The organism is Microlunatus phosphovorus NM-1 (assembly GCF_000270245.1).
Taxonomy (GTDB): domain Bacteria; phylum Actinomycetota; class Actinomycetes; order Propionibacteriales; family Propionibacteriaceae; genus Microlunatus; species Microlunatus phosphovorus.
Window position 1 is genome coordinate 4,801,965 of the sequence record NC_015635.1, and the last position, 23,971, is coordinate 4,825,935.

20 protein-coding genes and 1 tRNA gene are annotated in these 23,971 nt (G+C 68.4%); 9 read left to right on the forward strand and 12 right to left on the reverse strand.

The features are described from left to right. Positions 1–38 precede the first annotated feature (38 nt). The 4 genes from glmU to MLP_RS21770 all read right to left on the reverse strand — a co-directional run bounded on the left by glmU (position 39) and on the right by MLP_RS21770 (position 4,127). Positions 39–1,514 (reverse strand): bifunctional UDP-N-acetylglucosamine diphosphorylase/glucosamine-1-phosphate N-acetyltransferase GlmU, encoded by a 1,476-nt coding sequence (glmU, locus tag MLP_RS21755; protein ID WP_013865349.1) that lies wholly within the window; start codon positions 1,512–1,514, stop codon positions 39–41. A 319-nt stretch (positions 1,515–1,833) separates the two neighbouring features. Continuing rightward, positions 1,834–2,478, reverse strand: a complete 645-nt coding sequence (locus tag MLP_RS21760) for a LuxR C-terminal-related transcriptional regulator (RefSeq protein ID WP_013865351.1) — start codon at positions 2,476–2,478, stop codon at positions 1,834–1,836. 98 nt (positions 2,479–2,576) lie between these two features. Beyond that, positions 2,577–3,968, reverse strand: a complete 1,392-nt coding sequence (locus tag MLP_RS21765; RefSeq protein ID WP_013865352.1) for a sensor histidine kinase — start codon at positions 3,966–3,968, stop codon at positions 2,577–2,579. A gap of 80 nt (positions 3,969–4,048) precedes the next feature. Continuing rightward, positions 4,049–4,127, reverse strand: a tRNA-Gln gene (locus tag MLP_RS21770). A 165-nt stretch (positions 4,128–4,292) separates the two neighbouring features. On the opposite strand from MLP_RS21770, the gene MLP_RS21775 reads away from it, so the two are divergent. From MLP_RS21775 to MLP_RS21785, 3 genes are all read left to right on the forward strand, one after another. Next, the gene (locus MLP_RS21775) at positions 4,293–4,973 is read left to right on the forward strand and encodes a TetR/AcrR family transcriptional regulator (RefSeq protein WP_041790439.1); all 681 of its coding nucleotides are present in this window, start codon (positions 4,293–4,295) and stop codon (positions 4,971–4,973) included. 233 nt (positions 4,974–5,206) lie between these two features. Then, positions 5,207–6,430 (forward strand): MFS transporter, encoded by a 1,224-nt coding sequence (locus MLP_RS21780; RefSeq protein WP_013865354.1) that lies wholly within the window; start codon positions 5,207–5,209, stop codon positions 6,428–6,430. Between the two features lie 42 nt (positions 6,431–6,472). Next, positions 6,473–7,015: a MarR family winged helix-turn-helix transcriptional regulator gene (locus MLP_RS21785; protein WP_013865355.1), complete on the forward strand. Its 543-nt coding sequence runs from the start codon at positions 6,473–6,475 to the stop codon at positions 7,013–7,015. Positions 7,016–7,096: 81 nt separating this feature from the next. Here the strand turns inward: MLP_RS21785 and MLP_RS21790 are convergent, their stop codons facing one another. The 6 genes from MLP_RS21790 to rsmI all read right to left on the reverse strand — a co-directional run bounded on the left by MLP_RS21790 (position 7,097) and on the right by rsmI (position 12,607). Then, entirely contained in the window at positions 7,097–8,026 is a 930-nt protein-coding gene (locus tag MLP_RS21790) for a 4-(cytidine 5'-diphospho)-2-C-methyl-D-erythritol kinase (protein WP_013865356.1), read from the reverse strand. A 64-nt stretch (positions 8,027–8,090) separates the two neighbouring features. Then, positions 8,091–8,951 carry a 16S rRNA (adenine(1518)-N(6)/adenine(1519)-N(6))-dimethyltransferase RsmA gene (rsmA, locus tag MLP_RS21795; protein WP_013865357.1) on the reverse strand — a complete coding sequence of 287 codons (861 nt, stop codon included), beginning with the start codon at positions 8,949–8,951 and terminating at the stop codon, positions 8,091–8,093. A gap of 119 nt (positions 8,952–9,070) precedes the next feature. Further along, positions 9,071–10,165, reverse strand: coding sequence for a resuscitation-promoting factor (locus tag MLP_RS29285; RefSeq protein WP_013865358.1), 1,095 nt, complete (start codon positions 10,163–10,165; stop codon positions 9,071–9,073). A gap of 138 nt (positions 10,166–10,303) precedes the next feature. Beyond that, on the reverse strand, positions 10,304–10,873 hold the full coding sequence (locus tag MLP_RS21805) for a nitroreductase family protein (RefSeq protein ID WP_231851367.1): 570 nt from the start codon (positions 10,871–10,873) through the stop codon (positions 10,304–10,306). 56 nt (positions 10,874–10,929) lie between these two features. Further along, positions 10,930–11,760: a TatD family hydrolase gene (locus MLP_RS21810; protein ID WP_013865360.1), complete on the reverse strand. Its 831-nt coding sequence runs from the start codon at positions 11,758–11,760 to the stop codon at positions 10,930–10,932. Between the two features lie 4 nt (positions 11,761–11,764). Beyond that, complete coding sequence (gene rsmI / locus MLP_RS21815) at positions 11,765–12,607, reverse strand: 16S rRNA (cytidine(1402)-2'-O)-methyltransferase (RefSeq protein WP_013865361.1); 843 nt, start codon at positions 12,605–12,607, stop codon at positions 11,765–11,767. 130 nt (positions 12,608–12,737) lie between these two features. Between rsmI and MLP_RS21820 the strand changes: the two genes are divergently transcribed. Continuing rightward, positions 12,738–14,252, forward strand: a complete 1,515-nt coding sequence (locus tag MLP_RS21820) for a dolichyl-phosphate-mannose--protein mannosyltransferase (RefSeq protein WP_041793194.1) — start codon at positions 12,738–12,740, stop codon at positions 14,250–14,252. Between the two features lie 6 nt (positions 14,253–14,258). Then, entirely contained in the window at positions 14,259–16,001 is a 1,743-nt protein-coding gene (locus MLP_RS21825; protein ID WP_041793195.1) for a cation:proton antiporter, read from the forward strand. Positions 16,002–16,018: 17 nt separating this feature from the next. On the opposite strand, the gene MLP_RS21830 is transcribed toward MLP_RS21825, so the two are convergent. Further along, complete coding sequence (locus MLP_RS21830; RefSeq protein WP_013865364.1) at positions 16,019–17,146, reverse strand: Gfo/Idh/MocA family protein; 1,128 nt, start codon at positions 17,144–17,146, stop codon at positions 16,019–16,021. A 48-nt stretch (positions 17,147–17,194) separates the two neighbouring features. On the opposite strand from MLP_RS21830, the gene MLP_RS21835 reads away from it, so the two are divergent. Together MLP_RS21835 and MLP_RS26770 are read left to right on the forward strand one after the other, a co-directional pair. Then, positions 17,195–17,881 carry a DNA alkylation repair protein gene (locus MLP_RS21835; protein ID WP_013865365.1) on the forward strand — a complete coding sequence of 229 codons (687 nt, stop codon included), beginning with the start codon at positions 17,195–17,197 and terminating at the stop codon, positions 17,879–17,881. Continuing rightward, the gene (locus MLP_RS26770; RefSeq protein ID WP_013865366.1) at positions 17,878–19,620 is read left to right on the forward strand and encodes a glycoside hydrolase family 36 protein; all 1,743 of its coding nucleotides are present in this window, start codon (positions 17,878–17,880) and stop codon (positions 19,618–19,620) included. The genes MLP_RS21835 and MLP_RS26770 overlap by 4 nt, the downstream gene beginning before the upstream one ends. Before the next feature lie 164 nt (positions 19,621–19,784). Here MLP_RS26770 and MLP_RS29580 read toward each other — a convergent pair whose 3' ends face one another. Continuing rightward, positions 19,785–20,276 (reverse strand): GNAT family N-acetyltransferase, encoded by a 492-nt coding sequence (locus MLP_RS29580; protein ID WP_013865367.1) that lies wholly within the window; start codon positions 20,274–20,276, stop codon positions 19,785–19,787. A 625-nt stretch (positions 20,277–20,901) separates the two neighbouring features. Between MLP_RS29580 and MLP_RS21850 the strand changes: the two genes are divergently transcribed. Together MLP_RS21850 and MLP_RS21855 are read left to right on the forward strand one after the other, a co-directional pair. Further along, entirely contained in the window at positions 20,902–21,561 is a 660-nt protein-coding gene (locus MLP_RS21850) for a helix-turn-helix transcriptional regulator (protein ID WP_013865370.1), read from the forward strand. A gap of 82 nt (positions 21,562–21,643) precedes the next feature. Beyond that, on the forward strand, positions 21,644–23,968 hold the full coding sequence (locus tag MLP_RS21855) for a nitric-oxide reductase large subunit (protein ID WP_013865371.1): 2,325 nt from the start codon (positions 21,644–21,646) through the stop codon (positions 23,966–23,968). Positions 23,969–23,971: the final 3 nt, after the last annotated feature.

Consider the following 23,971-nt stretch of genomic DNA (forward strand, 5'->3'; position numbering starts at 1 on the left):
CGCTGCTTGCTCCGTCGCCGATCGATTCGCTGCGGTCGTCATCGACCGTTCGATTCCTTCGCTTCCCTTGCCGCCGGAGTCTCGTCCGACGTTCCTGCTGCGCTGTCGAGCGCTTCCTGCGCCGCGGCGGCGACCTTCGTACCGGCTCGCTTGCGCAGCACCCAACCGCGGATGTTGCGCTGCCGGCCTCGTGCCACACCAAGATCACCAGAGCCGACATCGCCGGTGATGGTCGACCCCGCGGCAACGTACGCGCCGTCGCCCACCACCACCGGAGCGGCCAGGACGGAGTTGCTGCCGACGAAACTGTAGTCACCGACGACTGTGGTCGACTTGTTCACCCCGTCATAGTTGGCGAAGATCACACCGGCGCCGATGTTCGCCCCCCGGCCGATCTCGGCATCGCCCACATATGTCTGATGGGGCACCTTCGCCGCCTCGGCGATCTGGGCGTTCTTGGTCTCCACGAAGGTGCCGATCTTGCCCTTGGCGCCGAGTCGGGTGCCCGGCCGCAGCCGCGCGTACGGACCGACGTCGGCGCCTGGTCCGATGACGCTCAGCTCGGCGTGAGCCCGGACGACGGTCGCACCCTCGCCCACCTCGACGTCCTTGAGGGTCACCTCAGGGCCGATCGTGGCGCCGGCGGCGACCGAGGTGGCGCCCTCCAGTGAGGTGCCGGGCAGCAGCGTGACATCCGGTGCCAGATCGACCGAGGAGTGCACCCAGGTGGTCGCCGGGTCGAGGATCGTGACGCCGGCGCGCATCCAGTCGAGCAGGATGCGCCGGTTCATCTCGGCGTTCATCGCCGACAGCTGGACGCGGTCGTTGATCCCCTCGGTCTGCCAGTGGTCGGCGATCCGGTGCGCCGCGACCGCTCCGCCGATCGAGCGTGCGTACGCCAGCACGTCGGTCAGATAGAGCTCGCCCTGATCGTTGTCGGTGTCGAGCTGGCCGAGACCGGCCTCCAGCGTTGCGGAGTCGAAGACGTAGATGCCGGAGTTGATCTCGGTGATGGCGCGGGTCTCGTCGTCGGCGTCGCGGTGCTCGACGATCCGGGCGACATGGCCGTCGGTGTCGCGGACGATCCGGCCGTAGCCGGTCGGGTCGGCGATGGTGGCCGTGAGCACGGTGACCGAGGCCCGTTGAGTGCGGTGCTCGAAGAGCAGATCGAGCAGGGTCTCGCTGGTCAACATCGGCACGTCGCCGTAGGTGACCACGATCTCCGGCGGCAGCTGGGCCAGGTCGGCGAGCGCCGCAAGCCCACACTCCACCGCGTGTCCGGTGCCGAGTTGCTCCTCCTGCACGGCCGTACGGACGTGTGGCGCGATCTCGGCGAGATGAGCCTGCACCTGGTCGCGCTGATGACCGACCACCACGACGACCTCTTCGGGGCCGATCTCGGTCGCCGCCGACACGGAATAGCCGAGCAGCGAATGGCCGGCGACCTCGTGCAGCAGCTTGGATCTGCTGGACTTCATCCGGGTGCCCCCGCCGGCCGCGAGCACGATGACCACCGGTGGCGTGGGACCAGACGGTGAATCGAACTGGGTGGCTGGGTCTTGGGCAGCTGGGTCGGATGCAGCTGTGGGGTCGGGTGAATCAGCAGACTCTGGCAGATCGGTGGTCAGACCAGACAACAGCGCTCCTCGGTGCGGGTGCGAACCTCTCCGCTGGCACACGTTACCGGCTGTTCAGCTACCGGCGTGGCCGGTGCACCAATCCGCCGGCCCCTCGATCGCGGTTTTGGTCCCTGGTCCCCCTGTGACGTGGACCAGAGACCAGAAATCCGGCGCAGAAGAGCCGGACGAACCAGGGTCAGTCAGATCAGCAGGCTCAGCGACGCTCAAGCCAGGCGAGAACGGCGAGCACCCGACGATTGTCGCCACCGGCATCGGGCAGGTCGATCTTGGCGAAGATGTTGCCGATGTGCTTCTCCACCGCTCCTGGGGAGACGACCAGCCGGTCCGCGATGGCGGCATTGCTGCGTCCCTCGGCCATTAGGGCCAGCACCTCACGCTCCCGCGGAGTGAGCCGGTCCAACGGATCGGCCCGACGCTGGACCAGCAGCTGAGCGACGACATCGGGATCGAGCACGGTGCCGCCGCCCCGGATCGTGGTGAGCGCATCGGTCAGCACCTCAAGCGAGGCGACCCGGTCCTTCAGCAGGTAGCCCACTCCACCCCGGCCATCGGCGAGCAGCGCCTCGGCGTACGACTTCTCCACATACGCCGAGAGCAGCAGCACCGCCAGGTCCGGGTCGGCCCGCCGGGCCTCGATCGCAGCGCGCAGCCCGTCATCGGTCATCGTGGGCGGCATCCGGATGTCCACGACCGCCGCCTCCGGCCGATACTCGGCAGCAGCCAACACCAGCGACGGAGCATCCCCGACGGCCGCGACCACGATATGGCCGGCCTCATCCAGCAACCGCAGCAGTCCCTCTCGCAGCAACACCGAGTCGTCGGCCACCAGCACCCGCATGGTGCCCGATTCAACCAGTGCCACCCCTGCCCGCCCGATTTCCGGCGTCCTGTCCACGTGTCACGGTGACCAGAAACCAGAAATTCGTGAGGCGGCGATCAGCCGAGCGCGGCCGGAATGGTGGCGGTGATCTGGGTCGGCCCACCGGCCGGTGAGGTCACGGTCAAGGTGCCGTCGACCCCAGCCAGGCGATCGGCCAGACCCGCCAGCCCGTGCCCACGAGACAATGAGGCACCGCCCACGCCGTTGTCGGTGACCACGACGACCACGACCCCGCCGAGCGGGTGGATCTCCACGCTGCATCGGGTCGCGCCGCTGTGCTTCTCCATGTTCGCCAGCGCCTCGGCGACGACGAAGTACGCCGCGTTCTGAGCCACGTCGGACAGCCGTACGTCGCCGACATCAACACTAGTCGGCACCGTGTTGCGGGCGGCCAAGGCGGTGATCGCGGCGGCCAGTCCCTGCTCGGCCAGGATCGGCGGCGCGATGCCACGGGACAGCTGACGGATCTCGCTCAATGCCTCCTGCGTCTGCTGGTACGCCTCGTCCAGCAGTCGCCGGGCCTGCTCGGGATCGGTGCCCATCCGCCGCTGGGCACTGGAGATGTCCATCCCCAGCCGTACCAGTCGCTGCTGCGGCCCATCATGCAGATCGCGCTCCAGCCGGCGAAGGGTCTGTGTCTCCGCCTCACCTGCGGCGCTGCGGCTGGTGGTCAACTGGCTCACCCGGGCCCGCAGCGCGGAGCTCTCGTCCACCAGCAGAGCACGTGCCACGACTTCGTGCAGCCGCACCAGGCCCTGCAACACTGCCGGAGCGGACATGACCAGGATCAATCCCAGCACGGTGTTGAAGAACACATCGGCGAAACGTCCGGGAAACCCGAGAAGATAGGGCAGGCCCTGGTTGTCGTCCGGCAGATAGCGACTCCAGAACCAGTAGGTGAGGCCGCCCAGACCACCGAACACCCAGCTCACCGCGACCGAGAAGGTGAACGTACTCAGCACGAAGCCGACCACGGTGTAGATCAGGTCACGCCACGACTGCGGATCGCGCAGTCGACCGAGCATCCGCCAACTCCCGCCCGCCGACGGATAGGCCGTGGCAGGCAACTCGACCCCGGCGTACGCCAGCAGGCCCTTGGTCGCTCGGGCAGTCGCGCCGGCCGCCACCAGACAGCCGACCAGGATGAACAGCCCGACGACCACGACGACCAGGCTCACGCCAAGGCTGAACAGCGTCACCCCGACGATGAAGGCCGCAAGAGAGACGAAGAAGAGACCGCAGATGACGGCGAGGTTCCGGCCTGCTTTGCGCACCATCACCGAGGTCCCGTCGTTCTGCGGCTCGGTTCCATGATCGCGGTCGGCTTCCGGCGTCGGCTCGTACAAGAAGTCCGGGGTGGCGTGCTCGCTGTAGAGAACAGGGTGCCCACTGGATGGAATCGGATAAGCACTGTAGGGATTCGGTTCGTACGACGGTGATTGGCTCATGTCTCCACGGTCCCGGAAACCGCGCCGACGCACGATCAGGCTACCTGGCGAATCGATGGTGGGGATATCCCCACACCTTGCTCCCCGGGTAGGAGTCGAACCTACGTCGCTAATCCTGATTCAAAGTCAGGCGGGCCCTGCCGGCAGACCAACCGGGGATCGGCTGGGTAGAGCACCTGCCTTACAAGCAGGGAGCCCCACGGCGGGGACCAGCGTACGCATCTCAGCGCCAGGCTGCATCCTCAGCCACCGATCGGCCTGCCGCCACAAGCCTGCGGACCGCCATCGACCAGCTCGCGAAACACGATCAGCAAGACTGTGCCCATGGCCACCAGCTCTCGTGACCGCGGCGTCGCCCCTGCCCAGCGGGAACCCACGCGGGCGCGCCGGCCCGGGCGGGTCCGGATGCGCGGCACCGAGCGCCGTGAGCAGCTGATCGAGATCGCTCGGCCGTTGTTCGCCGAGAAGGGATTCGAAGGCACCTCGGTGGAGGAGATCGCGGCCGCCGCGCAGGTCAGCAAACCGGTCGTGTACGAACACTTCGGCGGCAAGGAGGGCCTGTACGCGGTCGTCGTCGACCGCGAGGTCAGCTATCTGCTGACCTCGATCGAGGATGCACTGGCCACCGGCGGACGCTCCCGGGAACTCGTCGAGCAGGCCGCGCTGGCGCTGCTGGACTATGTGGAAACGCACACCGACGGATTCCGGATCCTGGTCCGCGACTCCTCGGTCGCGAGCTCCTCGGGGTCCTTCGCCAGTCTGCTGAGCGACATCGCCTCTCAGGTCGAAGGCTTGCTGGTCACGGAGTTCAAGCGACACGGGCTGGAGGCCAAGACCGCCCCGATGTATGCCCAGATGCTGGTCGGGATGATCGCTCTGACCGGCCAGTGGTGGCTGAACGCCCGCAAGCCGAAGAAGTCCGAGGTCGCCGCCCACCTGGTCAACCTGGCCTGGAACGGCCTGGCCCACCTCGACACCAAGCCGCGGCTGGTCACCGATCCCTGAGCTGCGCCGCGCCAGGCGCCGCCGGGTCACAGACGACCCCAGGTCCGGTGGCAAATTCGTACGCCTGGCGCCACCGGGCCAAGAACGATCACCCACCACGCGCACGGGGCAGACGTCTGCCGCCACGGGGCCACAGACAACCGCGATTCCGGAGGGTTTGCGCGATGCCGAGGCAGTGATCTAGAGTTCCCTCTAGAACGTTACAGAAACATCGAATCAGGACTACACTTCCCGTGCCTCAGGCCCCCACCCTGCCTACTCGGCCCGTTCGCGCCGCCACCCCGCTGTCCAGCCGCACGGCCGTCAACGCCGTACTCCTCATGTTCGCCGTCAACGGCATGCTCCTGGGCGGCTACGGCGGCAGTCTCCCGTCGGTTCGGGACCGGCTGGATCTCGATGCCACTCAGATCGCGATCATGCTCTTCAGCGGCGGACTGGCCGGCATCACCACCATGCAGATCGGCGGCCGGCTGGCCGACAAGATCGGGGCACGTCGCATCGTCTTCGCCGGCCTGCCGCTGCTGATCGCCGCTGCCGTCGTGCTGGCCTTCGCGCCCACGTACCCGATCGCGATCGTCGCCGGGCTGTTGTTCGGGCTCGGCAACGGCGCCATGGACATCGCCATGAACGCCCTGGGCGTGCAGGTCGAAGCCGCCCGCCGCCGGCCGATCATGAGCCGGTTCCACGCCTTCTTCTCGATCGGCAACTTCGTCGGTGCCGGTGTGGTGCTCGTGATGGCCAAGGCGCTGGGCATCACCGGCTCAGGCATCGTGTTGCCGGTGATGGTCACCCTCGCCGCCATCGCGGTGGCCGTGCTCGTCCTGCTGGTCCGCATCGCACCGGAGGCTGCGGTCGTCAGCCACTCCACGGACGGCGGCGCCCGGACGAAGATCCCGGCGATGGCCTGGGTGCTCTGTCTGATGTCGATGGCGTTCGGGCTGTCGGAGGGTACGGCGGTCGACTGGTCGTCCCTGCACGTCACCGATGTCGCCCAGGTCGACCCCACGGTCGGCGCCCTCGGCCTGATCGCGGTCAGCGGCTTCATGGTGATCATCCGGCTGTTCGGCGACGGCCTGGTGGCCCGCTTCGGTCGGCGCACCGTGGTCCGGTACGGCGGCGCCTGCGCGGCCGTCGGGTATGCGATGGTCGCCCTGGTCAGTTCGCTGCCGCTGCTCGTCGTCGGTTGGGCACTGGTGGGATTCGGGGTCGGCATGATCGCCCCGCAGGTCTATGCGGTGGCCGGTCACCTGGGCGGCGGCCGAGTGCTCGCCGTGGTGGTGACCTTCGGGTACGCGACCTTCCTCGCCGGGCCCGCCATCATCGGCTTCCTGGTGAATCACGTCGGCATCCAGCACGCCATGGTGGTGCCCGCCCTGCTGTGCGTCGGCGTCGTGTTCCTGGCCAGCACGCTCCCCAAGACCGACGCGGACCTGGAGAACGCCCGCACCGCGCGCTGACCGTTCCGAACCCGCAGGTTCGAGCCTTCTACACTGCGATGCGTGCCCGCTGCGCCGTCCGAGTCTCCTGAGTCATCGGGACAGCTGCGCGACGAGGTCGATCGGTTGGTCGAGGCCTGGCGGCGGGAACGCCCTGACCTCGATGTCTCCCCGATGCAGGTGCTCTCGCGGGTGACCCGGCTGGCCCGGCACCTGGACAAGGTACGCGGCACAGCCTTCGCGGCCTCGGGCCTGGAGTCCTGGGAGTTCGACGTGCTCGCCGCGCTGCGCCGAGCCGGCCCGAGCCACCACCTGTCCCCCGGTCAGCTGCTCAAGGAGACCATGGTCACCTCGGGCACCATGACCAACCGGATCGACCGGCTCAGCGCCCGTGGCCTGGTCACCCGCGACCCCCATCCCGGGGATCGGCGGGCCGTCGTGGTCGCGTTGACCGAGTCCGGTCGTGAGGCGGTCGATCAGGCCTTCGCCGATCTGATGACGGCGGAGCAGCAGATCCTGGCCGAGTTGGCTCCGCAGCACCGGCAGGCCATCACCGTCGCGCTCCGCGAGCTCTTGGCCCGGTACGGCACCGACTTCGACTCCTGAACCCACCATCGGCACACAAGTTGCTGGCTTGTCCCCGACATCGGGGGCTGAGCCAGCAATGTGGTTGGCGTACCGGTCAGCTCAGCCGAGCAGCCGTGCCCCCGGCACGGGTCCGACGACTGGCCGGGCGGTGCGCACCACACCATCGGCGGTGAGCGCCACACACAGGTCGATGGCGGCCGCCTCCGAGGCGACGAGGAAGGCGCAGGTCGGGCCGGAGCCGGAGACGATCCCACCCAACGCGCCGTAGTCCAGCCCCGTCTCCAGAGTACGGCGAAGCTGCGGCTGCAGGTGGAAGGCCGGCTCCTGCAGGTCGTTGACCAGCGCCTTGGCCAGCCGGCCGGCATCACCGGCCCGCAAGGCGGCCATCAGCTCGGCCGGCACCTGGGGCTTGGTCGCATCGGGCCGCAGCTCGTCATAGGTGCGATAGACCGCTGGCGTCGACAATCCGGTCCAGCCGAAACCGAGCACCCAGTGATAGGACCCGCGCGCGAGTGCGGGGACCACCTGTTCGCCCCGGCCGCCACCGAGCGCCGTACCACCGAGCAATGCGAACGGCACGTCGCTGCCCAGTTCTGCGGCCAGGGCCAGCATCTGCTCCAGCGACACGTCCAGCGCCCACAGGTCGGCGCAGGCCAACAGGGCCGCCGCACCGTTGGATGATCCGCCGGCCAGCCCACCGGCGACGGGGATCGACTTCTGGATCGACAGCGCCACTCCGAGCGGTTGGCCGTCGCCGTGCTTCGCGGCGAGCAGCCGGGCCGCCCGCAGCGCCAGGTTGCGTTCGTCGCACGGCACCTGACTGGCGCCCTCGCCGCTCACCGAGACGGTGAATACGCCGGGCTCGTCCCAGACCGCCTGGATCTCGTCGAACAGCGACACCGCCTGATAGACGGTCGCCAGTGGATGGAAGCCGTCGGGTCGCGGCGGCCCCACGCACAACGCCAGGTTGATCTTGGCCGGCACGCGGACGCGGACGCCAGCGGGCACGGGCGTGATCGGGGCAGACATCAACCGAAGGCTAGCCCGCGGCTCAGCCGGGCCTCACACCGCGCTGCCGGGGATGCTCCGAATCTCAGCCGGCAGCCACCGTGAGCTGCTCGGCGATCCGCGCGTACGCGGTCACGTCCAAGACCTCGCCGCGGGCCTGGGGATCGACGCCGGCCGCCTCGAGCGCAGCCGAGGCAGCCGCGGACGAACCAGCCAGCCCCGCCAGCGCGGAACGCAGCATCTTGCGGCGCTGCGCGAACGCCGCGTCGATCACCGCGAAGACCTGCTCCCGGGTCGCTGTCGTCTCCGGTGGGGGGCGCCGGGTGATCGAGACCAGTCCCGAGTCGACGTTGGGCACCGGCCAGAAGACACTCGGCGGCACCGTCCCGACCCGCGCCGTGGCGGCGTACCAGGCCATCTTCACCGAGGGGATGCCGTACGTCTTCGACCCTGGCCCGGCGGCCAGCCGGTCAGCCACCTCGGCCTGCACCATCACCAGGCCGTGCTGCCAACTCTCGAAAGTGGCGAGCAAGTGCAACAGCACCGGCACCGACACGTTGTACGGCAGATTGGCCACCACCCGGGTGGGCTCGTACGGCAATTCAGCAACCCGGAGTGCATCCGCCTCGACCACCGACAGCGCGGCCGACCGAGCCGGCAGCCGCTCGGCAACGGTGTCGGGCAGCGCGCCCGCCAACAGCGGATCGATCTCCACGGCCACCACTCGCTCGGCAGCTTCCAGCAGCCCCAGGGTCAACGAGCCCAGTCCGGGCCCGATCTCGAGCACCACGTCGTCCGGCTGCACCCCGGCCAGCGCGACGATCCGGCGTACCGTGTTGGCGTCGGTGACGAAGTTCTGACCGCGTTGCTTGGTCGGTCGCAGGTCGAGTCGGGTTGCGAGCCGACGTACAGCGCTCGCCGAGAGCAGACCGGGGCGGGATTCCACCGGACCAGTATCCGGTCCAGTCAGTGCAGAACCCGCCCAGTCAGTGCAGAACCCGCCCAGTCAGTGCCGAACCCGACCAGTCAGTGCAGAACCCGCCCGGTCAGTGCAGAACCGCGAGGTCAGCGCAGGCCGAGCTTGGAGGTGCAGGCCGGCCACTGACCCCAGCCGGCCCGCGCCTGCAGCTTCTTGGCAACCGCGATCTGGGTCTCCCGGCTGTGCTGGTGCGGCAACCCGGTGCCGCCCATCGCCCGCCACGTGGAGGCGGTGAACTGCAGACCACCGTAGAAGCCGTTGCCGGTGTTGATCGACCAGTTGCCACCGGACTCGCACTGCGCCAGCCGATCCCAGACGGAGTTCCCGGCGACCGACGGGGCGGCCATGGAGTCTTCCTTCGTGCCGACCAGCAGCACCCGGTCGACCGCCTTCTTGGTGATCTTGGAGGACTTCTCGGTCCGCTTCACGACCTTGCCGTCGTGCCGGACCTCGGTCAGCACGACCACCCGCTCGCCCGTCTTGCCCGCGGTCTGGACCTTGGTCTTGCCCTTGGCGAGGGAATCGGTGTTCTTGTTGACGGTGCGGTACGCAACCTTCTTGGTCTTGGTCACGGTTCTGATGTCCACCTTGACCACCGTGAGCGACATCCCGTCGGCGACCTTGGCGGCTTCCTTGGCGCTCACCTTGTCATTGGCGTCCACCGCAATCCCGGCGTCGTTCAAGGCGTCGCCCACCGTCAGCGCGGTGGTCTTGACCTTCCGCTCCTTGCCACCGGCATCAACGGTGATCGCCTTGACGGTGTTCACGGTGAAGTCGAGCCCCTCGCGGCCGATCCCGGCGCTGCGGCTGGTGGACAGATCGGCACCGGCGGAGTCGAACTGCAGGCTCTGCAGGGCCTGGTCGACGCTGGTCGCGGTGGTCCAGAAGGTCTGTTTCGCGCCGTCCACAGTGACGGTGACCTGGCGTCCGTACTGCACGGCGATCTTGGTGCCGTCGACGACCGGAGCGTCCAGGCTCGGTGCAACGACATCGTGCTCGCCCACCGTGATGTTCTGACCGGCGAGGACATCACCGACCGTACGGCTCATGGTGGAGACCTCTTGCGCCTGACCGTCGACTGCCAGCGTGACGTCGTTGTTCAGCGCCGCATAGGCGAACGTCGTACCGGCGACGGCGAGGGCCGTCGCTCCGACCGCGGCAACGGGGATGATCTTCCGCACGTGAACTCCTGGCCCGGAGTGGACAGCACCGGGCGGTTTGATGTCAGTGATGGGACGGGACCTCAAGGGCCCACGATCACGGAATCATAACGGTCTGGCGACACGCGCCCAAATCGTCACGAAATGACCCTCGTGTTGTTATCCGGCGTGCCCCCACAACCCTCGGTGGACGAGCTCTTCGGCCGACCTGCGGCCGCGTCGTGACCTGGCGGCAACCTCTGCCGGACGGCCGACACTGACCACCCCGATCAACTCGTGATGTTCCGGTACGCCGAAGGCGGCTCGGACCGGTCCGATCCGGTCCGGGGGAACACCGAAGAAGCACGCACCCAGCCCCTCGTCCACGGCGGCATAGAGCAGCGCCAGAGTGTTCATCCCCGCATCGACGTACCAATAGGGGGCAGTCCACCGCACGGGATCGCGATCGATCCAGCCCTTGTCGGGCTCGGCGTAGCGGTCCAGGTAGGCGGTGCGATCGGTCCAGACGACGATCAGCACCGGCGCGGTCTGCATTCCGGCGAGCCAACGATCCGGCGGTGCCTCCGGGTCCGTGGTGATCTCCCAGTAGCGCTGCTTGTCCGGCCCGTCGAGGACCAGCAGGCTCACTCCTTGGGTGAAGCCCGCCGACGGCACTCGCAGACCGGCGTCGAGGATCCGCTCCAGCGCATCCTCCGGCACCGGGGCTGCCGGGTCGTAGCGCCGCACCATTCGGCGCTTCCGACGTATCTCAGCCAGTTCCATCGCTGCCCGACTCCACCGCGACTTCAGCCCCAAGGTCCGCCGAAGGCGGCGTACGCGTTCTGCTCCAGCGCCCCGCAGACCTCGACGAGATCGCGATCCAGCACCTCGGCCATGAACCGGGCCGTGTGCGGGATCAGATAGGAGGCGTTGGCGCGACCCCGATACGGCACCGGAGTCAGGTAGGGAGCATCGGTCTCGGTGAGGATCCGATCCAGCGGGGTGATCCGCAGCGCCGCACGCAACTGCTCGTTGGGCTTGAAGGTGATCGGACCGGCATAGGACAGCCAGGCGCCACGGTCCAGGCAGGCCCGGGCGAAGTCGGCATCGCCCGAGAAGCAGTGCATCACCACCCGTTCCGGCACGCCCTCGGCATCCAGCACGTCGAGCACGTCGGCATGCGCGTCGCGGTCGTGGATGACCAGCGTCTTGCCGGTCGCCTGGGCAAGGGCGATGTGCCAGGCGAAGGCATCGCGCTGGGTCTGGTGTCCGGCCTCGTCCCTGGTCCGATAGTGGTCCAGCCCGGTTTCACCGATCGCCCGGACCCGAGGGCGACGGGCCATCTGCTCGATCTCGGCCAAGGCCAGCGGCAGTTCGTCGGGCCGCATCCGGGCTGCGTCGTTGGGGTGGATCGCGACGCCGGCGATCACGCTGTCCCACCGCTCCGCCGCCTCCACCGCGAACCGGGCGCCGGCCAGATCGCAGCCGATCTGCACAATCCGGGTCACCCCGACCTGCGCCGCCTGCTCGATCGCCTCCGCAGGATCCAGCCCACTGACCTCGAACGCGGAGTCGAGATGACAGTGCGAGTCGATCACCGGGTGCGGGAGTGGCTCAGGCAGCGGCGGCAGGTTCACGGGTTCACTCTGGCAGATCTCTCGCGCTCAACGCTGCGTCGTACAACCGGTTCTTGCGCACTCCGGTGGCCGCCGCGACGTCGGCGACGGCCTGTTTGAGCCGAGCGCCGTCGGCGACCAGCGCCTGGACCTGCTGCACTGCCCTGGCCAGGTCGTCTTCGGTGGAGCCCGGCGCGCCGGCGATCACGATCGTCACCTCACCACGCACACCACCGGCGGCCCAAGCCGCAAGCTCCCCCAACCCACCACGGACGACCTCCTCATAGGTCTTGGTCAGTTCCCGACAGACCACCCCCGGCCGGTCCGCACCGAGCACCTCGGCGGCGGCACTCAACATCTCCGCCGTCCGATGCGGTGCCTCGAAGAACACCATCGTCCGCGGCTCCCGGACCAGGTCGGCCAGCCGGCGAGACCGCTCCCCCGCCTTGCGCGGCAGGAAACCCTCGAAGCAGAACCGGTCGACCGGCAGCCCGGACACCGCCAGTGCAGCCAGCACAGCCGAGGGCCCCGGAACCACGCTCACCCGCACTCCGGCCCCGATCGCCGCCACCGTGATCCGATAGCCGGGATCGGAGACCGACGGCATCCCGGCATCGGTGGCGACCACCACCGTGGCGCCGTCGACCAGGGCGGCCACCAACTCGGGGGTCCGGGCCACCTCGTTGCCGTCGAAGTAGGAGACGATCCGCGCCGACGTCTCGATCCCGAGTCTGGTCAGCAGCATCCGCAGCCGACGGGTGTCCTCGGCCGCGATCACATCGGCCCCGGTCAGCGCCCGGATCAGGGCCGGGCTGGCATCAGCCGCGTCACCGATCGGCGTACCCGCCAGCAGCAGTACTCCACTCATAACTCCCCTACATACACTCTTCCCCGTGAGTGTGCTCGCCCCGCCCGAGGACGTCGCGTCCCAGGTGGGGCTGACGGCACCGCCTCCGCCGCCCGAGAAGACGACCATCGAGCGGCTTCGGGTGCCACCGATGGCCGACCGGCTGACCGGCTGGCTGGTGACGATCGCCGTCACCGCCATCGCTTTCGTGCTGCGCGCGGTCCACCTCGGCCGGCCGAACTCGCTGATCTTCGACGAGACCTACTACGCCAAGGACGCCTATTCACTGCTGCGCTTCGGCTATGAACGGTCCTGGCCCGACGATGCCAATGCCAAGATCATCGCCGGCAACCTGGACGTGATGAAGGACTCCGCCGCGTTCATCGTCCACCCGCAGCTCGGCAAGTGGCTGATCGCGTTCGGCGAGCACTTCTTCGGCATGACCTCGGTCGGCTGGCGGATCGGCCCGCTGATCGTCGGCACCCTGCTCGTGCTGGTCCTCACCCGGCTGGTCCGGCGAGTCTCCCGCTCGACGCTGATCGGCGGCATCGCCGGGCTGCTGCTGGCCTTCGACGGCCTGGCTTTCGTGATGTCGCGAGTCGCCCTACTCGACATCTTCCTCGCGTTCTTCGCGCTGGCCGCGGTCGCCTGCCTGGCCGCCGATCGCGACTGGTTCCGCAACCGGCTCGCCGACCACCTCGAACGCAACGGCCTGTTGGACCTGGGCGGCCGGTTCGGTCCGGCGCTGATCCTGCGACCCTGGCGGATCGCCGCCGGGCTCTGCTTCGGCCTTGCCCTGGGCAGCAAGTGGAGTGCCCTGTATGTCCTCGCCGCCTTCGCCCTGCTCAGCCTGGCCTGGGATGTCGGCGCCCGCCGCCTGGCCGGCGCCGGTGTCCGCTCGTACACGGCGATCCTCCGCGACGGCATTCCCGCGTTCGTCTCGCTGGTGCTGCTCTCCGCAGTGGTGTACCTCAGCACCTGGTTCAGCTGGCTGGCCAGCACCGGCGGCTACGACCGGGACTGGGGCAGCAAGCATCCCGACGCCTGGACCAGCCGGTTCCTGGGCGACGGCTTGGCCTCGCTCATCCAGTACCACAAGGACATCTGGGGCTTCCACACCGGCGACTACATCAACCACGCCACCCACAGCTACGACGCCAAGCCGATCGGCTGGCTGCTGGTCGTGCGGCCTCTGTCGATGTACTACCAGGGCGACCTGCCGGCCGGCACCGACGGCTGCACGACCGGCGACAAATGCGTCGGCGCCGTGCTCGCGATCGGTACGCCGGTGCTGTGGTGGGCAGGCGTCATTGCCCTGATCGCTGCTGTGATCCTGTGGGTCGGCGCGCGCGACTGGCGCTTCGGCATCCCCGTGGTCGGAGTGCTGAGCGTGTGGCTGCCCTGGTTCTCCTACGACAGCCGGCCGGTCTTCTACTTCTACGCGATCGCCCTGATCCCGTTCACCGTGATGGCGGTCGCGTTGTGTCTGGGGAAGGTGATCGGCGACGCCCGAGCAGGTGATCGACGACTGCTCGGCGGGGTCCTGGCCGGCGCCTTCGTCGCCCTGGTCGCCGCCAACTTCGCCTGGCTCTATCCGATCCTGTCCGGCCAACCCATCACGTACGCGCAGTGGCAAGCGCGAATGTGGTTCCGCAGCTGGATCTGAGTGACCATGGATCTGCTCGAGGTCGCGCTGATCGGAATCGTGGCGATCGTCGCGGTCAATGTGATCGCACCCAAGATCAGGATCGCCGCTCCCTTGCTGCTGGTGCTGCTCGGCATCGGGATCAGCTTCCTGCCCATGGTCGCCCCGGTGGAGATCGAGCCGGAGTGGATCCTCGGCGGCGTGCTGCCGCCGCTGCTCTATTCGGCCGCGGTCAACATGCCGACGATGGACTTCCGGCGCGACCTGCGCACCATCTCGGCGTACTCGGTGTTGCTGGTGATCGCCTCGGCGGTGGTGATCGGGTACGTGATGAGCCGACTCGTTCCCGGGATCGACCTCGCCACCGGGATCGCCCTCGGCGCGATCCTCAGCCCCACCGACGCGGTCGCCACCAGCATCGTCAAACGCGCCGGCGTCTCGTCCCGCCTGACCACCGTGCTCGAGGGCGAGAGCCTGCTGAACGACGCCTCGGCCCTGGTATTGCTACGCTCGGCGACCGCCGCCACTGCGCTGCTGTCGGCCCGCGAGATCGCCGGTGACTTCCTCTGGGCGGTCGTCGTCGCGGTGGGCATCGGACTGGTGATCGGCAAGCTCAACCTGGCTGTCCGTGCGCGTATCCCGCACACCACCAGCAGTGTCGCCATCTCCTTGGTGGTGCCGTTCGTCGCCTACATTCCCGCCGAGCACCTCAACGCCTCCGGTCTGGTCGCCGCCGTCGTGGCCGGTCTGGTGACCGGGCACGGCTCGCCGAGCCGGCTGCGGCCCCAGGACCGGCTCACCACCGAGGCGGTCTGGCAGACCCTGGAGATGCTGCTGGAGAGCGCCATCTTCTTGTTGATGGGCCTGGAGCTGTACGGGCTGGTGCTCGAGGTCCACGAGGAACACGGCAGCATCCAGACCGCGCTCTGGCTGGCCGCCCTTGGGACGGTCATGGTGATCGTGCTGCGTGCCGCCTTCGTCGCACCATCGCTGTGGCTGCTGGCCCGCCGCGGGCGTCGCAACCCGAAAACCCGGGCACGCATCGCCGCGATCAAAGATCGGTTGGATGCCGGCGATCTATCACCACCAACCCGTCGCCCCGGCACCGACAAGGCCGAACACGAGGCCAGGGTGAGTGCGCGATCGGCACAGCTGTCGACGTATCTGACCCGCCAGATCGCCGACCTGGACTACCTGTCCGCACAGGCGTTCGGCTGGCGGGAAGGCATCGTGCTGGTCTGGGCGGGGATGCGGGGTGCGGTCACGCTGGCCGCCGCCCAGTCGCTGCCCGCCGACACCCCGCAACGGGCCTCGCTGATCCTGATCGCCTTCTTCGTCGCCGCCGGCACGCTGCTGGTCCAGGGCGGCACGCTGGGGTGGCTGGTCCGACTCCTCGGGCTGGCCCGGACCGAGCCCGACGAGCATCAGGAAAAGCTGCACGAGTTGCGGCGTGAGCTGAGCGACGTGGCCGCCGAACGGCTCTCCGACAACTCGCTCACCAAACCGGACGGCACGGCCTTCTCGCCGCTGGCGGTGGACTGGGCCCTCAAGATCATCAGTTCGCTGGCCGCTGCCGACGATCAGCACACCGCCGAAGGCACGAATCTGCACAGCGAGCGCGGCCAACTACGGCTGGCCCTGATCGAACTGCAGCGCGAGGAACTGCTGCGGATCCGCGATCTGGGCACCTATCCGTCGTCGGTGCTGGAGGACACTCTCACCCAGTTGGACGCCGACCAGCTCAGCTTGGAACTGCGCACCAATCCCTGAGCCCGACCTTTGCACCGCTATCCGCGCTGGACGTGGCCTCTTGCAGACGACGCAGCGCTCCTGAAGTCGGCAGAGCGCGCCGCGTCGACGACCTCGGCGACGTCGACCCAACCGCCCCGCTCAGCGCTGGCGATCGCGGCTGCCTGCATGCTCAAGGTGCCGAGATTGTCGGCGATGGAGGTCTCGGCCGGTCGGCCCTGCCGCCAGGCATCGAGCATCGCGGCCAGCCCAGCGGTGTGGCCGCGCAGTTGACCCGGCTCGGACTCGACCGACCAGTCGGTCGCATCTTGATCGTGGTCGTCGCCATGGCCGATCTGGTACAAGGTCTGGGTCCGGACGTGCTCGCTCCAGCTGTCCCAGATCGCCGTACCCTGCTCTCCGCTCAGCCGCCAGGCGGCGTCGTAGCTGGTCGCGAAGCCCGGGGTCGCCCAGTTGCCCCGATAGCTGAACAGTGAGCCGTCGGACATCTCGAACAGCGCGGTCGCTGCGCCGCCGGCGTGATACCAGGAGCCGTACGGGTTGTACTCGTGGGTGAGCACCCGGACCGCCTCTGCTCCGGTCAGGAACCGGGCCTGGTCGAAGGTGTGCAGGCTCATGTCCTCCAGGAGCGGATGCGGCAGCAGATTGAGGTACGGCGCGTCGTGGTGCGGCGACATCCAGTGGTCGGCGCTCAACGCCGAGAGCCGGCCCAACTGGCCGGCGGCGACCCGGGCCCGCAGCGCGCGGATCGCCAGCGCGTACCGGCGGTTCTGCATCACCGAGATCGCACGGCCGGTCTCGGCGGCCAAGTCGGCGAGCGCGTACGCCTCCGTCAGTGAGGTGGAGAGCGGCTTCTCCGAGAAGACATCGCAGCCGGTCAGGAGGGCCTCCGTGATCACCGCCCCGTGTACCGCCGGTGGGGTCAGATTGGCGACCACGTCGATATCGTGTCGGCCGATGGCGGTGGTCAGGTCGGGCTCGATCGGTGCGGTCAGGCCGAACTCGGCCAGCTTGGCTGTCGCGACCTCCGTACGCGGCTCGGCGACCGCGGCCAGCTGGACCCCGGGAAGTGTCTTGATCGCTCGCAGCCAGGCACCGGCGATGTTGCCCATGCCCACCAGCAGCAGCCGGACGGGAGCGGTGGAATCCGATCGAGCAGAAGTCACCCGGGCAGGATAGTGATCTTGGTCGGGGTCCCGTGCCAGGATCGTGCGGTGGACGTCGAGGGTGAGATCCGTCGCGAGCTTCGAGCGGCCGCCGATCCCGCTCGCGCACCCGGCCAGCAGGCCTATATGAAGTCGGCCATGCCCTTTCTCGGGGTTCGCGTACCGGAGGTCAGGCGCATAGCCCGAGCCGCCGGAAGACCGCTGAAGAACCCGGCGTCCATCAGGGACGCGGCACAGCGACTGTGGGAGACCGCGGAGTTCCGCGAGGAGTGGTACGCAGCCATGGCCCTGCTGGGTCTGCCGCCGGTCCGGGGCGATCTGGCGAATCTGGGGCTGATCGAGCACATGGTGCGGACCGGCCAATGGTGGGACATCACCGACGAGCTGGCGCATCGACTGGCGGAGCTGCACGACCGGCATCCCGAGCTGACCGCAGCGCTGGTGCTCAGCTGGTGCCGGGACGACGATCTGTGGATCCGCCGGATCGCGATCTTGTCCCAGCTCGGCCGACGCGACCGGCTGGACCGCGACCTGCTCGCGAGCGTGATCGAGCCGAACCTTGCGGACCCGGACTTCTTCATCCGCAAGGCGATCGGCTGGGCGTTGCGCGAATATGCCCGGATCGACTCGGATTGGGTCCTGGTCTATGCCGACGAGCATTCACTCAGCCCGCTGAGCCGCCGCGAAGCCCTCAAACACCTGATCGCTCTTACCGCACCGGAAGGTCCGCGATGACAACAACACCTGCCCACTCCGCGTCATCGGGAGGTTTCCGACTCGTCCGGGTCGGCGCCGGAACCACACTCCGACCAGGCACGGAGGCCGCCGCCAACGAACTGTGGCCGTTCGAGCTCCTCGTCGAGGCCGGTGCCGCGCTGGAGCTGCGGGTCGAGGTGGAGCTGGGTGCCGCTATCGGCTATTGGCATCCCGAGGCCGGTGAGTATCGGACCCTGCCGCCGGACTGGGCGGCCAGGACCTCCACCAGCCTGGTTTGCGGAGCGCCGGTCGGCTGCCTGTACGACGCGGCCGGTGAGAGTCTGTTCAGCTGGGCGCTCGACGAACTGGTCGACGAGTTGGAGATCAGGTACGGCGTCTCCGAGGAGCACAAGACTTTCGCGTTGGAACTGCGGGCGCGCGCCCTGCCGGCCGAACGCCGGCTACGGCTGATGACCAGCACAAGCCGAGCCCCGGTGGCCGAGGCGATCGGCACCCTCGCGGCGTGGCTGACCGAAGGGCTCGAGACACCCGCGCTACCGGTGCCCGCCGTGGCACGCCGACCGGTCTACTCCACCTGGTACACCTTCACCCAGGACCTCGACCAGGCCGGCGTCGAAGCCGAGATCGCACTCGGCACGCGGCTGGGTCTTGGCTCGGTGTTCGTCGACGACGGTTGGCAGCGGCTCGCCTTCGGTCGCGGCTACAGCGGCTGCGGCGACTGGGTGCCGGACACCGACAAGTTCCCTGACCTGGCAGGCTTCTCGGCCACCGTCCAGGAGCACGGCGCCGGTGTCGTGCTGTGGATCGCGCCGCTTCTGCTCGGGCCGGACTCGGCGGTGTTCAGCTCGCTGCAGGAGTGCGCGCCGCAGTGGGTCGACCACCTACGCTGCTACGTGCTCGACCCGCGCCATCGGCAGGTCCGCGAACATCTGGCTGCGACCTGCGTACGGCTGGTCGTCGACTACGACCTGGCCGGTCTCAAGATCGATTTCCTGGACGATGCGATGGTTTATCGGGGCACGCCATCGACCGGCGATCTGGACGATGTCGGTCAGGCGATGCAGGCCTTGCTGGCGCTGATCCGGGCCGAACTGGCCGCCGTCGGCCGCAGCGACCTGGCCGTCGAGTTCCGGCAGCCGTATGTCAGTCCGGCCATCGCCGCGTACGGGCAGATCCTGCGGGCGGCCGACTGTCCCGGCGACGCCGTGGTCAATCGCCGCCGAACCGTGGATTCCCGATTGCTCGCCGTGGGCCAGGTGGTGCATGGCGACATGCTCATGTGGGGTCCGACAGGCGGGGCGGAGGCGGTGGCGCAGCAGCTGTACGGCTGCTGGTTCTCGGTGCCGCAGATCTCGATGAAGCTGGCCGAGCTGTCGACCGAACAGACCGAGGCGTTGGCCGGGCTGCTGGACTTGTGGCAGCAGTTGGCCCCGGTGACCTTGGACGGATCCTTGTCTGTGCAGGGAACCGAGCGTTGCTATGACCTCGTCGAGGCATCCCGACCCGATCTCGGTCGCCGGGTGGTCGGCCGGTACGTGCCTGCCGTGGTCGGGCTCGATGACGCGGGCGAGGTGACCGTTCTGAACGCGACCTCGGCCGATTCCGTCGTGGTACGCGTGGCTGACGGCCTCCAGGTCAGCAGCATCGTCATCCGAGCCGCGTCGGCCGCGGTCGTCACGGAGATCGGACTCCTGGGCAGCGGTCTGCACGAGATCCCCATTCCCCCGTTCGGCAGTCTCACCCTCGTCGTCGACTGACCTCGTCGGCTGGTTCCGCCGGCGCCGTCCCCGGCGAACCTTTGGTCCGTTGTCCACACCTGACGTGGAGCCAAGCCAACTCATCGAGAAGTACCTTGCGGTTCCGAAATCGGCCGCTTTCCGAACCAGAAGCTACTTCTCGCGACAGGGCATGGCGCGAAACGTCAAACGGTCATTGACAGGAGCCGCATCGTTCGTGAACGAGTGTCGTCCGTTCTCGTTCGGCTGGTCTCTTTGAAGCCTGCCCGACGATAGAACGCCGCTGCGCGAGGAGTGTCGTCGAAGACCCAGAGCACCACCCGAGGGTGCCCCGTCTCACGGGCCCAGCCAACGACGGCGGTGACCAGCAGATCGGCGGCCCTTGACCCTCGAGACGCGGGAGCGACCCACATGGAGCCGAGGTGGGCGGCTTCGGGATCAACGTCGTCCGGGCGGGCCGCGATCCCTACCGCAAGGCCGACCGAGTCACCTTCGATCTGTGCCTGGAACAGGGCAGTTGACGGCGAGAACAGCCCTCTCCAGTACGACTCATCCTGGCTGACTTCCTCGGCGTGGCTTCCGCCGAAGGACTTGGGCGATTCCCTCAGCGCTTCCAGCCGGACGGACCGCAGCATTCGCCAGTCATCTGGATCGAGCCGGCGTACTGTCGCTGCCATTGGGCCACTATGTCAATCAGGTCCGCTCCGACAACCGCTGACCCGAGACCCGTCACGGTGCCCGGCAAAGGAACGTCCGCGATGCGCACGAGGCCGGGCGCGCGATGTGGACCTCGGCCGCACGCGGGCGACATGCGCGCCGAGGCTGGGCGCACTCCGGATACGTTCGCCCGCCCAAGATGACCTCAGGTCGAGCGTGGAACACGCACGTCCTTGGCCCGGGGGCCACACAGACGCACCGGTCACGCAGGAATCACGCACGCTTCGCGCCCGCGGGCCACAAACGACCGCAGGCCAGGCGGAACCTCCGTACGGCTCGCGCCCGCGGGCCACAAACGACCGCAGGCCAGACGGAACCTCCGAACGGCTCGCGCCCGCGGGCCACAAACGACCGCAGGCCAGACGGAACCTCCGAACGGCTCGCGCCCCCGGGCCACAAACGACCGCAGGCCAGACGGAACTTCCGAACGGCTCGCGCCCCCGGGCCACGAACGTACGAGATCCAGCACGCCTGGCGCCAACGGGCCAATGATGACCGTGTCCGGGTCGGGGAGGGGCGAAGGTCCCGGCGGATTCATCGATTCGGCCCTGCCGAGGTCAGCGGCCCACAAGGCAGCATGACGAGATGCCGAGGCGACGGACAGACTTCCGCGGATTGGCGGACCCGAGTCGGATCCGCCTGCTGCGTCGGATCCAGGCCGCACCCGGCTGCACGGTCAAGGTGCTCGCGGAGCACACCGGGCTGCACGTCAACACCGTACGCGAGCACCTCCAAGCGCTCGCCGACGAAGGACTCGTCACAGCCGAAGCGACCCACACTGGCGGGCGGGGCCGGCCACCGACCACGTACCGGCCGGTCGTCGATCCCGCCACCAGCAGCGCGGCCCAGGAACGGGTCGAACGAGCCCGGGAGCGGGGCGACACGCTGCGCCGGATTCTGCCGCCCGACACCACCAGCGCCGAGCTCGGCGAGGCCGCCTTGCATCAGCTCGACACGCTCTATCTGCACCTGGACGACTCCGGACTGGAGCCGGTCGTGGACCAGGAGCGCCTCGAGGTCGACCTCGTGCCTTGCCCCTTCTATCGCATCCTCGAGGAGGATCCCCAGCTCGCCTGCGCCGTCCACGCCCAGCTACTGCGCGACACCTTGGCGCAGGCACCCGGGCCGCTACGGCTGCGCGAGCTCCGGCCCTTCGTCGGGCCTGCCACCTGCATCGCCCACCTCTACCGGGAGGACACGACCGACCGGCCGGACAGGGCCAAGGACACCCCCGCCACCGAGTGAACACCGAATAAACACGGTCGATAGCCCGGCACGCGTCGTCGTGATGTGCCCAACTGGACTCTCCGCGACTGGAAGGGGCGACATGGCAGAGCGCGCCAGCATCGTGATCTCCAAGGCCTGGGTGCAAGGTGTCGCCCTGGTCCTGGTGTTCGGCTTCCTGGTGATGGGCATCCTCGCCTACCGGACCTACACCGACGGGATGCCGCTCCCGGCGAAGGTGGTCACCGAGGACGGCACCACCGTCTTCACCGGCGAGGAGGTCACCAACGGGCAGGCGATCTTCCTGCGCCGTGGCCTGCAGGAGTACGGGTCGGTGTTGGGCCATGGTGGCTACCTCGGGCCCGACTACACGGCGGAGTATCTGCGACTGTCCAGCGAGGACATCACCGAGCAGCTCCGCAACCAAGGCGCAAACGATGCCGCGGCCGAGGTCAGGACCATGCTGCGGACCAACCGCTTCGACGAGCCGAGCGGCGTCCTGGTCTTCACCCCGGAGCAGGCCGCGGCCTTCGACAAGCTGACCAGGCACTACGCCACGGTGTTCGGCGAGGACTCCACCAAATACGGCTTGATCCCGCAGATGATGACGGACCCGGCCGAGATCCATGACATCACGGCGTTCTTCGCCTGGACCGCCTGGGCAGCGGCGGCCGAACGCCCTGGTCACAGCTACTCCTACACCAACAACTGGCCCTCGGAGAGCCGAGTCGGCAACACGCCGAGCGCCGACATCCTGGTCTGGTCGGCGATGTCGCTGGTGGCACTGCTCGCCGGGCTGGGTGCGCTGTTCGCCCTCTATGGACGGTGGAGCCGCAAGATCGGCTGGCACGGCAACGAGGCACCGACACTGTCCTTCCTGCAGCCGGGCGAGGTGGCGATCACCCCGTCCCAGCGGGTCACCGGCTGGTTCTTCCTGGTGGTCTCGGTGCTCTTCTTGATCCAGGCCACCCTCGGTGCCGCCATCGAGCACTATCGGGCGGACCTGGGCAGCTTCTTCGGCTTCGACCTGGCGCGGGTGCTGCCGTTCAACCTGGCCCGCACCTGGCACGTCCAGCTCTCGCTCTTCTGGACCGCGGCCTCCTTCCTGGCCGCCGGCATCTTCCTGGCGCCGATCATCTCCGGCCGCGAGCCCAAGAAGCAGTCCTGGCTGGCCACAGGCCTGCTGGGGGCGCTGGCGATCGTGGTCGCCGGCACCTTGACCGGGACGGCGCTGAGCACCTTCGGCGTCCCGTGGGCGAAGGGCTCGATCCTGGCCGACCAGCAGTGGGAGTACCTCGACCTGCCGAAGTTCTGGCAGTTCCTGCTGGTGGTCGGGCTGTTCTTGTGGATCATCATCATCTTCCGCGCCATCCGGTCCCGGCTGCGGACCGAGAGCAAATTCAACATGCCGTGGCTGTTCTTCTACTCCGGTCTGGCGATCCCGGCGTTCTATGCCGTCGGTCTGCTCGCCGGCACCGAGACCCACATCACCGTCGCCGAGTTCTGGCGCTTCTGGGTGGTGCACCTGTGGGTGGAGGACTTCCTGGAGCTGTTCACCACGGTGATGGTCGCCTACATCTTCGTGATGCTCGGCGTGGTGCGCCGCCAGATCGCGATCCAGATCATCTTCCTGGACGTCATCCTGTATTCCGCCGGCGGCGTGCTGGGCACCATGCACCACCTCTACTTCTCCGGCACCCCGGTCGAGCACATGGCGCTGGGCGCGTTCTTCTCCGCGCTGGAGGTGATCCCGCTGACCTTCCTGACGGTCGAGGCGTGGACGTTCCTGCAGCTCGGCTCGCGCCAGGACTCCCGCAGCAGCGCCCCGTTCCCACACCGATGGGCGGTGATGTTCCTGGTCGCCGTGGGCTTCTGGAACTTCGTCGGGGCCGGCATCTTCGGCTTCTTGATCAACCTGCCGATCGTGTCGTACTACCAGATCGGCACCGCGCTGACCGCCAACCATGCGCACGGCGCGATGATGGGCGTGTACGGGATGCTCGCGGTCGGCCTGGCGCTGTTCGCGCTGCGCTATCTCATCCCGCCGGAGCGCTGGCCGGACCGGCTGGCCAAGCTGTCGTTCTGGTCGCTCAACATCGGTCTGGCCTGGATGGTGTTCGCCACCTTGCTGCCACTCGGCGTGCTGCAGCTGTGGCACTCGGTCAACGAGGGCTACTACGAGGCTCGGACCCTGGGCTACATCTCGCAACCCGGCAACGCCGTACTCGAATGGCTGCGACTGCCCGGCGACGTGCTGTTCCTGGTCGGCGGCATCCTGCCGTTCATCTGGATCTGCTGGCTCGGTGTTCGGTACGCGATCCCGGCCACCACCCACACGTTGGAGCCGGAGACCCTGTTCGTGGAGGAGCACGAGCAGGCGCGTGCGGATCGGACCGGGCTGGCTCGGGCCGGCGACGTGGATGGCTGAGCG

Bases quoted from the DNA above. Each gene is read 5' to 3' on its own strand.
- MLP_RS21760 (WP_013865351.1), bottom strand. From the start codon at position 2,478: ATGCGGGTGCTGGTGGCCGACGACTCGGTGTTGCTGCGAGAGGGACTG.
- MLP_RS21765 (WP_013865352.1), bottom strand. From the start codon at position 3,968: ATGAGCCAATCACCGTCGTACGAACCGAATCCCTACAGTGCTTATCCG.
- MLP_RS21775 (WP_041790439.1), top strand. From the start codon at position 4,293: ATGGCCACCAGCTCTCGTGACCGCGGCGTCGCCCCTGCCCAGCGGGAA.
- MLP_RS21790 (WP_013865356.1), bottom strand. From the start codon at position 8,026: ATGTCTGCCCCGATCACGCCCGTGCCCGCTGGCGTCCGCGTCCGCGTG.
- MLP_RS21805 (WP_231851367.1), bottom strand. From the start codon at position 10,873: ATGGTGCGGCGCTACGACCCGGCAGCCCCGGTGCCGGAGGATGCGCTG.
- rsmI (WP_013865361.1), bottom strand. From the start codon at position 12,607: ATGAGTGGAGTACTGCTGCTGGCGGGTACGCCGATCGGTGACGCGGCT.
- MLP_RS21820 (WP_041793194.1), top strand. From the start codon at position 12,738: ATGGCCGACCGGCTGACCGGCTGGCTGGTGACGATCGCCGTCACCGCC.
- MLP_RS21825 (WP_041793195.1), top strand. From the start codon at position 14,259: ATGGATCTGCTCGAGGTCGCGCTGATCGGAATCGTGGCGATCGTCGCG.
- MLP_RS26770 (WP_013865366.1), top strand. From the start codon at position 17,878: ATGACAACAACACCTGCCCACTCCGCGTCATCGGGAGGTTTCCGACTC.
- MLP_RS29580 (WP_013865367.1), bottom strand. From the start codon at position 20,276: ATGGCAGCGACAGTACGCCGGCTCGATCCAGATGACTGGCGAATGCTG.
- MLP_RS21850 (WP_013865370.1), top strand. From the start codon at position 20,902: ATGCCGAGGCGACGGACAGACTTCCGCGGATTGGCGGACCCGAGTCGG.
- MLP_RS21855 (WP_013865371.1), top strand. From the start codon at position 21,644: ATGGCAGAGCGCGCCAGCATCGTGATCTCCAAGGCCTGGGTGCAAGGT.